This is a genomic window from Pseudomonas sp. R37(2017) (assembly GCF_002113375.1).
Classification (GTDB): Bacteria; Pseudomonadota; Gammaproteobacteria; order Pseudomonadales; family Pseudomonadaceae; genus Aquipseudomonas.
The window spans coordinates 464,173-477,363 of record NZ_NEHO01000001.1; the positions used below are offsets into that span (position 1 = coordinate 464,173).

At 59.8% G+C, this 13,191-nt stretch carries 13 protein-coding genes; 5 read left to right on the top strand and 8 right to left on the bottom strand.

The window, feature by feature from the left end:
- Positions 1 to 127: 127 nt before the first annotated feature.
- The 3 genes from hda to CAG47_RS02235 all read right to left on the bottom strand — a co-directional run bounded on the left by hda (position 128) and on the right by CAG47_RS02235 (position 3,218).
- Positions 128 to 832: a DnaA regulatory inactivator Hda gene (gene hda / locus CAG47_RS02225; protein WP_007898944.1), complete on the bottom strand. Its 705-nt coding sequence runs from the start codon at positions 830 to 832 to the stop codon at positions 128 to 130.
- 220 nt (positions 833 to 1,052) lie between these two features.
- Entirely contained in the window at positions 1,053 to 2,126 is a 1,074-nt protein-coding gene (locus CAG47_RS02230; protein WP_085723273.1) for an AI-2E family transporter, read from the bottom strand.
- Positions 2,127 to 2,165: 39 nt separating this feature from the next.
- Positions 2,166 to 3,218, bottom strand: coding sequence for a DUF2066 domain-containing protein (locus CAG47_RS02235; protein ID WP_085723274.1), 1,053 nt, complete (start codon positions 3,216 to 3,218; stop codon positions 2,166 to 2,168).
- A gap of 385 nt (positions 3,219 to 3,603) precedes the next feature.
- Between CAG47_RS02235 and purM the strand changes: the two genes are divergently transcribed.
- Genes purM through CAG47_RS02250 form a run of 3 tightly spaced genes read left to right on the top strand, consistent with a single transcriptional unit; the run spans position 3,604 to position 6,034 of the window.
- On the top strand, positions 3,604 to 4,662 hold the full coding sequence (purM, locus tag CAG47_RS02240; protein WP_077047458.1) for a phosphoribosylformylglycinamidine cyclo-ligase: 1,059 nt from the start codon (positions 3,604 to 3,606) through the stop codon (positions 4,660 to 4,662).
- Positions 4,662 to 5,312, top strand: a complete 651-nt coding sequence (gene purN / locus CAG47_RS02245; RefSeq protein ID WP_085723275.1) for a phosphoribosylglycinamide formyltransferase — start codon at positions 4,662 to 4,664, stop codon at positions 5,310 to 5,312. Before purM ends, purN begins: the two co-directional genes overlap by 1 nt.
- Positions 5,313 to 5,320: 8 nt before the next feature.
- Positions 5,321 to 6,034, top strand: coding sequence for a DUF3108 domain-containing protein (locus tag CAG47_RS02250; RefSeq protein WP_085723276.1), 714 nt, complete (start codon positions 5,321 to 5,323; stop codon positions 6,032 to 6,034).
- 53 nt (positions 6,035 to 6,087) lie between these two features.
- Here CAG47_RS02250 and CAG47_RS02255 read toward each other — a convergent pair whose 3' ends face one another.
- Complete coding sequence (locus CAG47_RS02255; RefSeq protein ID WP_085723277.1) at positions 6,088 to 7,713, bottom strand: methyl-accepting chemotaxis protein; 1,626 nt, start codon at positions 7,711 to 7,713, stop codon at positions 6,088 to 6,090.
- Between the two features lie 237 nt (positions 7,714 to 7,950).
- Between CAG47_RS02255 and CAG47_RS02260 the strand changes: the two genes are divergently transcribed.
- The gene (locus CAG47_RS02260) at positions 7,951 to 8,367 is read left to right on the top strand and encodes an OsmC family protein (RefSeq protein WP_008049704.1); all 417 of its coding nucleotides are present in this window, start codon (positions 7,951 to 7,953) and stop codon (positions 8,365 to 8,367) included.
- 62 nt (positions 8,368 to 8,429) lie between these two features.
- On the top strand, positions 8,430 to 9,290 hold the full coding sequence (locus CAG47_RS02265) for a pirin family protein (RefSeq protein ID WP_085723278.1): 861 nt from the start codon (positions 8,430 to 8,432) through the stop codon (positions 9,288 to 9,290).
- A 130-nt stretch (positions 9,291 to 9,420) separates the two neighbouring features.
- On the opposite strand, the gene CAG47_RS02270 is transcribed toward CAG47_RS02265, so the two are convergent.
- The 4 genes from CAG47_RS02270 to CAG47_RS02285 form a co-directional block, all read right to left on the bottom strand.
- Positions 9,421 to 10,149, bottom strand: coding sequence for a dienelactone hydrolase family protein (locus tag CAG47_RS02270; protein ID WP_085723279.1), 729 nt, complete (start codon positions 10,147 to 10,149; stop codon positions 9,421 to 9,423).
- 67 nt (positions 10,150 to 10,216) lie between these two features.
- Positions 10,217 to 12,121 (bottom strand): molecular chaperone HtpG, encoded by a 1,905-nt coding sequence (gene htpG / locus CAG47_RS02275; protein ID WP_085723280.1) that lies wholly within the window; start codon positions 12,119 to 12,121, stop codon positions 10,217 to 10,219.
- A gap of 82 nt (positions 12,122 to 12,203) precedes the next feature.
- Positions 12,204 to 12,656: a PaaI family thioesterase gene (locus CAG47_RS02280; protein ID WP_085723281.1), complete on the bottom strand. Its 453-nt coding sequence runs from the start codon at positions 12,654 to 12,656 to the stop codon at positions 12,204 to 12,206.
- A complete protein-coding gene (locus CAG47_RS02285) occupies positions 12,653 to 13,129 on the bottom strand; it encodes a PaaI family thioesterase (RefSeq protein WP_085723282.1) in 477 nt (158 codons plus the stop codon). Before CAG47_RS02285 ends, CAG47_RS02280 begins: the two co-directional genes overlap by 4 nt.
- Positions 13,130 to 13,191: the final 62 nt, after the last annotated feature.

Below are 13,191 nucleotides of genomic sequence, written 5' to 3' on the forward strand. Positions count from 1 at the left end.
TTTCTCGTTTACATCTAAGCGCTTAAGCCCATTTTAAACGTGCACGCGGCCTGCAACCTTGCAGAAAAGCGGGTTTTCTGGCGCCTGAATTATGCCGGAATCGCTGCAAGCCCCGGTTTCAGCGGGTTTACCAGCCGAGGGTTTCTTTCAAAAACGGGATGGTCAGCTTGCGCTGAGCCTGGAGGGAGGCCTGGTCGAGACGCTCGAGCAGCTCGAAAAGCGCACTCATGCTGCGGGTACCGCGAGTCAGGATGAAGTGCCCGACTTCATCGGTCAGATGCAGCCCGCGACGGGATGCGCGCAATTGCAGGGCGCGCAATTTGTCCTCATCGGACAGCGGACGCATCTGGAAGATCAAGGCCAGGGTCAGGCGCGACTTCAGATCCGCCAGCTTCACCGGCAACTCTCGAGGGGATGTCGAGGCGGCGATCAGCAACCGTCGGCCGCTGTCGCGCAAGCGATTGAACAGATGGAACAGCGCCTCTTCCCAATCCGCCTTGCCGGCAACCGCCTGCAGATCATCGAGACAGACCAGTTCGTACTGCTCAAGGTTGTCGAGGATTTCGATACCACGATCCAGCAACTCCGCCAGAGGCAGATACACCGCCGGCTCCCCCAGTTGCTCGAAGCGCAGGCAGGCAGCCTGCAACAGATGCGTGCGCCCCACCCCGTCCTTGCCCCAGAGGTAGATCAGGCTTTCGGTCCACCCGGCGTCGGCTTCGCATAGCCGCTCGACATAGCCGAGTGCAGCGGCATTGGCGCCTGGGTAGTAGTTGATAAAGGTGGCGTCGTCACGCAGACGCACACCTAGGGGCAACTGAATCGGTTTCATGCTGACTGAACTGTTCCAAAGGAACGGTTAGTGGCCTCTGTGTAAAGTTTGCGAAGTTTATACCCGTGAGCCGGGTCGGCACAATGCGACAGACCACAAGCAAAATCAAAGGTTTGCGTTAACTCACCGAATTTATGACAGTTTCTTTGGCGGTGCGTGTGACAGTTGTTCAATACAGGCAGACTGACCCGGTACGAACCCGGACAACCCGCCAGGCCCTTTACCGCTCCGGCTCGTCGACCCCACCGTAGATTTCAGAATCCTTATATAAATCATGCACATGCCGCACCATCACCATGATCACCGCTGCGACCGGCAACGCCAATAGCACGCCAGTAAAGCCAAACAGCTCACCACCGGCCAGAATCGAGAAGATCACCGCCACCGGGTGCAGGCCAATCCGGTCACCGACCAGCAACGGCGTCAGCACCATACCCTCCAGCGCCTGGCCGACCATGAACACCGCGACGATGCCGAGCATCGGGTAAAGATCGCCGCCGAACTGGAACAGCCCCGCAATCAGTGCCGCGCCAATGCCAATGATGAACCCCATGTACGGCACGATTGCCGCCAGACCGGCAATCAGACCAATCAACAAGCCAAGTTCCAGCCCGACCAGCATCAGACCTGCCGCATAGATCACCCCCAAGGCCACCATCACCAGCAACTGCCCGCGAACGAACGCCCCGAGCACTTCATGGCACTCACCCGCCAGCAAAACCGCGCGTTCTTCGCGCTCACGGGGCAGCAGACCGCGGATCCTGGCCATCATCAGGTCCCAATCGCGCAGCAAATAGAAGCTCACCACCGGAATCAACACCAGGTTCGCCAGCCAGCCGATCAACGCCAGCCCCGAGGCCGTGGCATGACTCAGTACCACGCCGACAACATCGGTGGTCTGGCTCATGTGCTCGCTGATGGCTGCCTTCAGCTTGTCGAACTTCCAGAAACCATCCGACAGGCCGAACTTCGATTGCGCCCAGGGCAACGCCGTGTGCTGCATCCAGTCGAGCATCTGCGGAGCCAGTTCATACAAACGAAACAGCTGTCTGGCGAGCAGCGGCACCAACACCAACAGCAGCGCGGTAAAGATCAAGGTAAACAGCGCAAACACCGCCACTACACCCCAGGTACGAGACAAACCCGCCGCCTCCAGCCGGTCCACCAGCGGGTCGAACAGGTAAGCCAACAGCAAGGCCACCAGAAACGGCGTCAGGATCGGATGCAACAACCAGACAAACCCACAAAGCAGGACCACCCCACCGAGCCAGAACCAACGCCGCGTATCGGCCATGAACCACTCCATTGCTTCTTCTATATAAAGAAAGAAAAACTACCAGCGAAAACGCAGCTGCGGCATCGGTGCTGGCGGCGGGACCGGTACCGCACCCGCGGCGACGGGTTGAACCGGCGCAGCCGGAACCGGTGCCTGACCGGCGGGTTCTTCCTGCAATCTCGCCAGCGACAGTTGTGCACGCAGTTGATCGGCGCTGCCATTGACCCGATAGACGATCCGATCGCCGTCGACACTTTGTACGCGCCCGTCAAATGGCTCAAGCAAGCGTCCAAGGGACGCATAGTGCTCAAGATTCATACCCTGCACTTCCAGCAATTGCGCACTCGAAGCACCGGGTTTGGCGACGAACCGCGGCGCCAGGCGCTCGTTGACCGCCAGCATCACCGCATCGGCCACGGCGGCCTGATCGGCACCCTGTACGGTGCCCGCCTCTTTTTTATCCCCCAGCCACAATTGCCACTTGGCTTGCCACTGCCCGCCCTCTTCCTTGGCGTGTACCGCGAGCAAGGCATCGGCACTGTAGCGCTCCGACGCCGCCTGCAACGGCGTAGGATCCGCACTTTCCAGATTCGGCGCGGTCGCGACAATCTGCTCGTTCAGGTCCGCCAGCGGCAAACGCAATGGCAAGCCACGGTGCTGAGCAGCCCGCCGCAGCGGCACCGCACTGGCCTGGCCATCGCCTACCAGGCTTGAACCCTCGGTGGAATCATTCAGCCACCAACCGAGGATCGACGGGCGATTGGCCCCCCACATGGCCAGGCCGGCGCGGCGCAACGCCTGCTCGGTGGTGCCCGGATCAAAATCGACTTTGAGGACTTCCGGCGGCCCGGCATCAAAGCCGTATTGGCTGATGATCTGTTGCGGATCCTTGCGAATCGCTGCCAGTCCCGGACTTTGAGCGGCCTTGGGATCGCCGGTCAGGCGCAACACCAAGGTGTCCAACGCACGCTGAGTCGCCTGATCGCGCTCCTCGGGTGACTGGCCATTCACCGGCTCGCGTACCTGATAGAGGCCTTTGACGGTTTCGCCATGACTGACCAGGCTGACCACGGACAAACAACTCACAAGCAAGAATTTACACAAACGCATGGAGGATTCCTGACGACAAGAGCGGCTGGAACAGACCGCATGAAGACGATCGAGCAAGGCTGTGACCATCGCCCGACGCAAAACATTCACACGTCCCGGGTAAGTTTTCGCATTGTCATAACGATAGACGGTTAATCGCGACACCTTGTACAGCCATGCAGGATGCCACCAACCTCGCGCATGAACGGTTTTTTTTCAGCAGATATGGCCCTGCTGTCGGCCTGAGGATGGCCGCTGCGGCTCAAGCCTGATAAAATCGCGCGCCTTCGCAGACCGGCAACAGCCGGGTACCCTGAAATTCGCGCATGGCCCTCGCCTTCGCCTGTTTCGGCGGTCCCGATGGACTCGGTCGTTACCCAGAAATCCCCCCCTAAAGGCCTGGATCATGAGCAAGCAACCCTCCCTGAGCTACAAGGACGCCGGTGTAGACATCGACGCCGGTGAAGCATTGGTCGAACGCATCAAGAGCGTCGCCAAGCGCACTGCGCGCCCGGAAGTCATGGGCGGCCTGGGCGGTTTCGGCGCCCTCTGCGAAATCCCGGCCGGCTACAAGCAGCCTGTGCTGGTTTCCGGCACTGACGGCGTCGGCACCAAGCTGCGCCTGGCACTGAACCTGAACAAGCACGACAGCATCGGCATCGACCTGGTTGCCATGTGCGTCAACGACCTGGTGGTGTGCGGCGCCGAGCCGCTGTTCTTCCTCGACTACTACGCCACCGGCAAACTGAACGTCGACACCGCTGCCCAGGTGGTGACCGGCATCGGCGCCGGCTGCGAACTGTCGGGTTGCTCCCTGGTCGGCGGCGAAACCGCTGAAATGCCAGGCATGTACGAAGGCGAAGACTACGACCTGGCCGGCTTCTGCGTCGGCGTCGTGGAAAAGTCCGAAATCATCGACGGCTCCAAGGTCGCTGCTGGCGATGCCCTGCTCGCCCTGCCGTCTTCCGGCCCACACTCCAACGGCTACTCGCTGATCCGCAAGATCATCGAAGTCTCCGGCGCCGACATCGAAAACACCCAGCTCGACGGCAAGCCGCTGACCGATCTGCTGATGGCCCCGACCCGCATCTACGTGAAGCCGCTGCTCAAGCTGATCAAGGAAACCGGCGCAGTCAAAGCCATGGCCCACATCACCGGTGGCGGCCTGCTGGACAACATCCCGCGCGTACTGCCAAAAGGCGCGCAAGCCGTGGTTGACGTGGCCAGCTGGAACCGCCCGGCAGTGTTCGACTGGCTGCAAGAGAAAGGCAACGTTGACGAGAACGAAATGCACCGCGTGCTGAACTGCGGCGTGGGCATGGTCATCTGCGTGGCGCAAGAGCACGTTGAAACCGCGCTGAACGTACTGCGTGAAGCCGGCGAGCAGCCTTGGGTCATCGGCCAGATCGCCACCGCTGCCGAAGGCGCGGCTCAGGTTGAACTGAAGAACCTCAAGGCTCACTGATGCCTAAGACCTGTGATGTCGTGGTGCTGCTGTCCGGCACCGGCAGTAACTTGCAGGCCCTGATCGATAGCTCGCGGACCGGTGACAACCCGGTCCGCATCGCTGCGGTGATTTCCAACCGCGCCGACGCCTTCGGCCTGCAGCGCGCCAGGGACGCGGGGATCGACACCCGTACCCTGGATCACAAGGCTTTCGAAGGTCGCGAGGCCTTCGACGCCGCGCTGATCGAACTGATCGACGCCTTCAACCCAAAACTCGTGGTACTGGCCGGATTCATGCGCATTCTCAGCGCTGGCTTCGTACGCCACTACCAGGGTCGCCTGCTCAATATCCATCCCTCGCTGCTGCCCAAATACAAAGGGTTACAAACTCATCAGCGCGCGCTGGAGGCCGGCGACGCCGAGCACGGCTGCTCCGTGCATTTCGTTACCGAGGAACTCGATGGCGGACCACTGGTCGTACAGGCTGTAATACCGGTAGAGTTACAGGATTCGCCGCAGAGTCTGGCGCAGCGGGTCCATGTTCAGGAACACCTGATCTACCCGATGGCCGTACGCTGGTTTGCCGAAGGTCGTCTGGCCCTCAGCGAGCAAGGTGCTTTACTGGATGGACAGTTACTCGCGGCCAGCGGCCACTTGATTCGAAACTAGGAGATTTTATGCGTCGCGCCCTGCTCTTCGCTTGTGCTCTGCTGGCCTTGCCCTTCGCTCAGGCAGCAGACCTTCAACCCTTCTCCGCCAGCTACACCGCCGACTGGAAACAGCTGCCCATGAGCGGCACAGCCGAACGCAGCCTGACCAAAGAAGCCAACGGCGCCTGGAAGCTCAGCTTCAAGGCATCGATGATGATCGCCAGCCTGTCTGAAGAAAGCACCCTGACCGTCGACAAGGACACCTTGCTGCCACAGTCCTACCACTTCGAACGTGGTGGCCTGGGCAAAGCCAAGAAGGCCGATCTGGACTTCGACTGGACCAACAAGGTGATCACCGGCACCGATCGCGGCGACGCCGTCAAGCTCCCCCTCAACCGCGGCATGGTCGACAAATCCACCTACCAGTTGGCGCTGCAACACGATGTCGCCGCCGGCAAGAAGACCATGAGCTATCAAGTGGTCGATGGCGGCGAAGTCGACACCTATGACTTCCGCGTGCTTGGCTCGGAAAAAGTCGACACCAAGGCCGGCCAGATCGATGCGGTCAAGGTCGAGCGCGTACGCGACCCGACGCAAAGCAAGCGCATCACCGTGATGTGGTTCGCCAAGGACTGGGATTACCTGCTGGTCCGCCTGCAACAGGTCGAAACCGACGGCAAGGAGTACAACATCATGCTCCTGGACGGCAAGGTCAACGGCAAGACGGTCAAAGGCAGCTGATCCGGATCGATACAAAAAGCCCCGCGCTCGCGGGGCTTTTTTTCGCCTGTCATTCAGACCGAAAAACGCGCCACCAGCGTATTCAGGTCTACCGCCAAACGCGACAACTCCTGACTTGCCGCGCTGGTCTGGTTGGCCCCGGCCGAGCTCTGTTGCGCCAGGTCACGGATGTTCATCAAATTGCGATCCACCTCCCGCGCCACTGCCGCCTGTTCCTCCGAGGCGCTGGCAATCACGATATTGCGCTCATTGATCACAGTGAATGCCGAAGCGATATCTTCCAGGGCAGCGCCCGCCGCTTTCGCCGCTTCCAGCGTCGAGCGCGCCCGGGTGTTGCTCTGTTGCATCGAGCTGACAGCCAGATCGGTTCCCTGCTGGATACCGGTAATCATCTGCTCGATTTCCCGGGTCGATTGCTGGGTGCGATGGGCCAGGGCGCGCACCTCATCAGCCACCACCGCAAACCCGCGCCCGGCTTCCCCGGCTCGTGCGGCTTCGATTGCTGCGTTCAAGGCCAGCAAGTTGGTCTGCTCGGCAATCGCACGAATCACGTCCAGCACAGTAGTGATGCCATATACCTTCTGCGCCAGGTCTTCGACCTGAGTGACATTGGTGGTGACATCTTCAGCCAGCGACTCGATCGACAGCACCGTCTGGTGCACTTGTTCGCGCCCATGCCGGGCAATGCGGTCGGACTCGCGCGAAGCTTGCGACGTGGCCGCGGCATTGCTCGCCACTTCCTCCACGGCAGCGGTCATCTGGTTGACCGCCGTGGCCGCCTGCTCGATCTCCAGACTCTGCTGATGCAGGCCGCGAGTGGCGTCCTCCGTGACGCAACTGAGCTCCTCCGAAGCCGAGGCCAATTGACTGGAGGAATCGGAAATACGCTGGATGGTTTCCCGCAAACTCTGTTGCATGCTCTTGAGCGCGTGCAGCAGCCGCGCAGGCTCATCCTTGCCGGTAATGCTGATCGCTGCCGTGAGATCGCCACCTGCAACCACCTCGGCCACTTCCAACGACTGCGACAGCGGCAACACGATGCTGCGAGTCAACAGCAGTGCCAAGCCAATGGTGATCAGCGCCGTCACACCGATCATCACTCCGACCCAGATCCGCGACTGATTGAACACCAGACGTCCCGCTTCGGTCGCCAGGTTGGCGTTGTGCTTGTTGAGTTTGACCAGGTCCCTCAAGGTGCCGGTGATCTCGTCGGCCAACGGATTCATCTCGCCATTGAGAATCGCCGCCGCCTCTTCCACCCGTCCCTGGGTAGCCTGGGTCATCACCTGGCTCTGAAACTGCAGGTACTTGCCCTGGGCAGCCTTGAAGCGATCGAACAACTCACGCTCTTCAGGCAGCACGATCAACTTGTCATAGCGTTGCTGGGCCTCTTCGAGAACACTTTTGAGTTCATTGATTTTGCTGACGTTCTGCGCCTGCGCCTGTGGCTCGCGATTGATCAGCAGACGCATGGTCAACGCCCGCAGCCGCAACATGTCCTGACTCATATCACCGACCGCCATCACACTGGGCAGCCAGTTGTCATCGACCTGATCGGACTGCGCCCGCATATTCGACATTTGCAGCAGAGCGAACGCCCCCAAGCCAAAAACCATCAACGCCAACAGACCAAAACCGAGACTCGCGCGTGGCGCAATATTGAGACTTCTGATACTCATTCCCCTGGTTCCTTCCACAAGCACTGCGTCGGGCAGCTGGTTCTTTAGACGGTATCGGACTGTTGAAAATTTGCGTAAGACGAAATAGTGATATCAAAACACCACTACTGCTACGTTAACGATTCAGCGAAAAAGCCCTATCCGTACAAGAAAACCGGAACGCACATCCGGCACCATGCTCTATACCTTCAAGGTCTTTTTGATCGAATCAACACCCTATTGTTTGCGAGGTTTGCCATGACCGTTACTGTCAACACTGTCTCTGCCGAAGGTTTCCGGCACAGCGTACAAATCGATGACCATGAACTGTTCGCCGACGTACCCGTCACGGCTGGCGGAGAAGGTTCGGCACCGGAGCCGCACGATTATTTCGATGCCGCGCTGGGTGCCTGCAAAGCCCTGACCCTGAAGCTGTATGCCAGGAAGAAGGACATCCCGCTGACCGGAGTAGGCGTCGAGGTCAAGCGCGACAACAGCCTGGAACAGAAAGGCCAATACGCGCTGCACGTCAAACTGACCCTCAAGGGCGTGCTCACCGACGCCCAGCGCGATGAATTGCACCGCGTGGCCGATCGTTGCCCGATCCACAAGCTGATGACCACGTCCGAAGTCAGCATCGAAACGCATTTGTCCGAAGGCGCGTTCAGCCAATAGCGGCAATGGCTGCGCAAGCGGGTTATGCTCGACCGCATTACCCGCTCAGCCTGGAATGCACCATGAACACTCCGCTCGTGATCCGCCCCCGCACCGAAGATGTCGAAGGCCAGCCGATTCTCCGCCCATTGCCTTCCGCCAAGTGCCGCAGCGTCGGGCCCTTCGTGTTTTTCGACCACATGCTGGAAACCCGTTATCCGCCGGGCAAAGGCATGAACATCCGCCAACATCCGCATATTGGCCTGTCCACGCTCACCTACTTGTTCCAGGGAAAAATCCAGCACAAGGACAGCCTCGGCTCCGACCAGGTTGTCGATACCGGCGATGTCAGCTGGATGACGGCCGGCAGCGCCATCGCCCATGTCGAACGCACGCCCGAGGCTCTGAAAGAAAGCGGCTTCACGATGCACGGCCTGCAGATCTGGCTGGCTTCACCCAAGGACAAAGAACAGGGTCCTGGGCACTACAGCCACCATCCGGCAGCCACATTGCCGGTTAGCGAAAATCTGGGGGTGACGATTCGCATGATCGCCGGGTCAGGCTTTTGCCTGGAATCGCCAGTGCCGGTGCTGTCCCCTACGTTGTACGCGGAATTGCACCTGCAAACGGCAACGACATTGCTCATCCCCACCGAGCATGAAGAACGTGCGCTGTATGTGCTGAGCGGCGATGTGCAACTGGATGGCGAGCCACTGGAGCCACATTCGCTGGTGGTGCTGCCTGCCGGAGAAGAAATGACCCTGTCTGCTGACAGCGACAGTCACGCCGTGTTGTTTGGTGGCGCTGCGCTGGACGGGCCACGACGGATCAACTGGAACTTTGTCGCAAGCGATCCGGCGGCAATCGATGAAGCGCGCCGGCGCTGGGCAGAGGGGGATTGGCCGACGGTGCCGGGGGAAGTTGAGCGAATCGAACTGCCTTAGAATCTTTTCTGCCAGTTACACCGTCTTCGCGAGCAGGCTCGCTCCCACAAGGACATGCACTCCACTGTGGGAGCGAGCCTGCTCGCGAAGAGGCCGGTACTGACACCGACCGTAACAGGACTGAATGCAATCAGCCCTTGAACACTTCATCCAGCAAGTTATGCATCGAAGTAAATGCCCGCGCGGCAACCTTCGCGTCGTACATCATCATCCCCGGCACGTTGGCGTGCGGGTCGGTGAACGAGTGGAACGCACCGCCGTAGCTCAGCAATTGCCAGTCCACACCGGCCGCGTTCATTTCATCCTCGAACGCTGGCAACTGCTCCTTCGGCACCAGTGGGTCGGACGCACCGTGCAGCACCAGCACCTTGCCCTTGATGTTTTTCGCATCGGCCGGATTCGGCGTGTCCAGCGTACCGTGGAACGACACCGCGGCCTTCACCGGCGCGCCGGTACGGGCAAACTCCAGGGCGCAGCAACCACCGAAGCAGAAACCGTAGGTCGCCAGCCTGGATGTATCGACCGCCGCTTCGCCCTGCTTTTGCAACTGTTCGAACGCTACCTGCATACGCTTGCGCAGCAATGCCCGGTCGTTCTTCAGCGGCATCATCGCCGCCCCCGCCTCATCGTTGTTCGTTGGGCGAACCGCCTGGCCATAGAGGTCCGCCACCAGCACTACGTAGCCTTTGGCTGCCACGGACTTGGCGATCTCCTCGGCACCGGCGCCGACACCCATCCAGTTCGGTGCCATCAACAAACCCGGACGCGGACCTTTATGGCCGGCATCGAAGGCCAGACGGCTTTCATATGCCTGGCCGTCAATTTGATAAGCAACGGAACGTACAGTGATTTGGCTCATGTCTGACTCCTGATTGTTGAACACCAGAATGAAAAAACCCGCCGAAGCGGGTTTTCTTCCAACGCAGTTAAGCCGATAGCTCAACCAAAAGCTTGTTCAGACGGCGCACATAGGCTGCCGGGTCTTTCAAGCTGTCGCCGGCCGCCAGGGCCGCCTGATCGAAGAGGATGTGCGAAAGGTCGCCGAAGCGCTCGTCGCTCTGCTCGTTGTCGAGCTTCTCGATCAGCGGGTGAGCCGGGTTGAACTCGAAGATCGGCTTCGAGTCCGGCACCTTCTGACCGCTGGCCTCCAGAATCTGGCGCATCTGCAAGCCCAGGTCCTGCTCGCCGATGGCCAGGATTGCCGGCGAATCGGTCAGGCGATGGGACACCCTAACTTCCGCAACAGACTCGCCCAGGGCGGTCTTCAGGCGCTCAACCAGACCTTCTTTGGCCTTGGCGACTTCTTCCGCGGCTTTCTTGTCCTCTTCCGAGTCCAGGTTGCCCAGGTCCAGGTCACCGCGCGCCACGTCGACAAAGCTCTTGCCGTCGAAGTCGCTGAGATAGCTCATCAGCCACTCGTCGATGCGATCGGTCAACAGAAGCACTTCGATGCCTTTCTTGCGGAAGACTTCCAGGTGCGGGCTGTTCTTGACTTGTGCGTAGGTTTCGCCGGTCAGGTAGTAGATCTTGTCCTGACCTTCCTTGGCGCGCGCCAGGTACTCGGCCAGGCCGACAACTTGCTCGCCATCGTCGCCGTTGGTCGATGCGAAACGCAGCAGGCCGGCGATTTTTTCCTTGTTGGCGAAATCTTCGGCCGGGCCTTCTTTCATGACCTGGCCGAAGTTTTTCCAGAAGCCCTTGTATTGCTCAGGCTCGTTCTTCGCCAGTTTTTCCAGCATGTCCAGAACGCGCTTGGTGAGCGCCGACTTCATGGAATCGATGATCGGGTCTTTCTGCAGGATTTCCCGCGACACGTTCAGCGACAGGTCATTGGAGTCGACCACGCCCTTGATGAAACGCAGGTACAGCGGCAGGAAGGACTCGGCCTGATCCATGACGAACACACGCTGCACGTACAGCTTCAGGCCTTTGGGCGCTTCACGCTGGTACAGATCGAATGGAGCCCGGGCCGGCACGTACAGCAGCGAGCTGTATTCCAGCTTGCCTTCGACCTTGTTGTGGCTCCAGCTCAGCGGGTTCTCGAAATCGTGAGCGATGTGCTTGTAGAACTCCTGGTATTCCTCGTCCTTGATCTCGGTACGCGGACGGGTCCACAGAGCGCTGGCGCGGTTGACGGTTTCCCATTCGACGGCAGCCTTCTCTTCGCCTTCGGCGGCTGCCGCTTCTTTCGGCAGTTCGATCGGCAAGGCGATGTGGTCGGAGTACTTCTTGATGATGTTGCGCAGGCGCCAGCCATCGGCGAACTCGTCTTCACCGGATTTCAGGTGCAGGACAATACGGGTGCCGCGCTCGGCCTTGTCGATGGTCGCAACTTCGAAATCGCCTTCGCCCTTGGACGACCAGTGCACGCCTTCGCTTGCAGAGGCGCCGGCACGACGGCTGTACACGTCGACTTTGTCAGCGACGATGAATGCGGAGTAGAAACCGACACCGAACTGGCCGATCAGGTGCGAGTCTTTCTTCTGGTCGCCGGTCAGGTGTTTCATGAAATCGGCGGTGCCGGACTTGGCGATGGTGCCCAGGTGGGTGATCGCGTCTTCGCGGCTCATGCCGATACCGTTGTCTTCGAGGGTGACGGTTTTAGCGTCCTTGTCGAAGCTCACGCGGATTTTCAGTTCGGCGCCACCTTCCAGCAGCTCTGGCTTGGCCAGGGCTTCGAAACGTAATTTGTCGACGGCGTCAGAGGCGTTCGAGATCAATTCGCGAAGGAAAATTTCCTTGTTGGAATACAGCGAATGGATCATGAGGTGCAGCAGTTGCTTCACCTCGGTCTGGAAGCCCAGGGTTTCCTTTTGAGTTTCCACACTCATGGTCTTCAAACTCCAATCAGATGGCATTGGCCACGACCTTGAGCGGTCGGCGGCGGGTTGTCATCTGAGTTTGGGGCTGAGTTCAGGATTTCAAGGGCTCTTCGAGTTTGAAATGGGCGCGAGCGGTGGCAATGGGTTCGGCTTCGGTGCTTTGCCAGGCGGTAATCGCCACGTTGGCGACCCGGCGGCCCTGGCGCCAAACCTGGCATCTGGCCCAGGTATCGCGGAACTGCCCGGCACGCAGGTAATCCAGGGAAAAGTCGATTATCTTCGGCACCCCGGGCGAGCCGGTAAACACCAGCAGGTGCAGCGCGGCGGCCAACTCCATGAAACCGGCAATCACACCGCCATGGATCGCCGGCAACAAAGGGTTACCAATGTTGTCCTTGTTCGCTGGCAGCTTGAACAGCAACTCATCTCCCACCCGCGAACATTCGACGCCGATCAGCCGGGCATAGGGAATCAAATCCAGCAGCGCGGCGTAATCGCCCTGCTCGTGAGCCTTTTGCAATTGCTCCTTCAGCGATTCACTCATTGCACACCTCCGGCAATCACACCACCAAAGCCCTTGGTGCCCTTGATGCCCTTGCCCATGCGCATGAAAGTGCCCATCACATGGGCAATGGGCTGCCCGGGGTCGCCCTGGTAAGCGAAGCCACGCGCAAAAATCACGTCCGTGGTGACCCGATAACACTGGGCAAAACCATAGACATCCTTATGTGGTTCGGCGGCGTGCATGTAGTCGATGCGCAGGTCGAGGGTCGGGCAGACTTCAAACTCCGGGAGTACGCAGAGGGTCGCCATGCCACAGGCCGTGTCCATCAGCGAGGTCAGCGCCCCGCCATGAATGACGCCGGTTTCGGGATTGCCGACGATCTGCGGACTGTACGGCAGCACAATCGTCAGCCCTTCGTTGTTGGCGCTGTGAACGCTTAGTCCAAGTACCTGGCAATGTCGCAGCGCCGACAGAAAGCGCGTCGCACGCTCAAAAACGGGGTTTTCAGCCATTTGATAAAAGCTCTTGTTCAAGTCCGTACAGTGCGGTGGTGGTCCGGGCAAAAGTTCCGCAT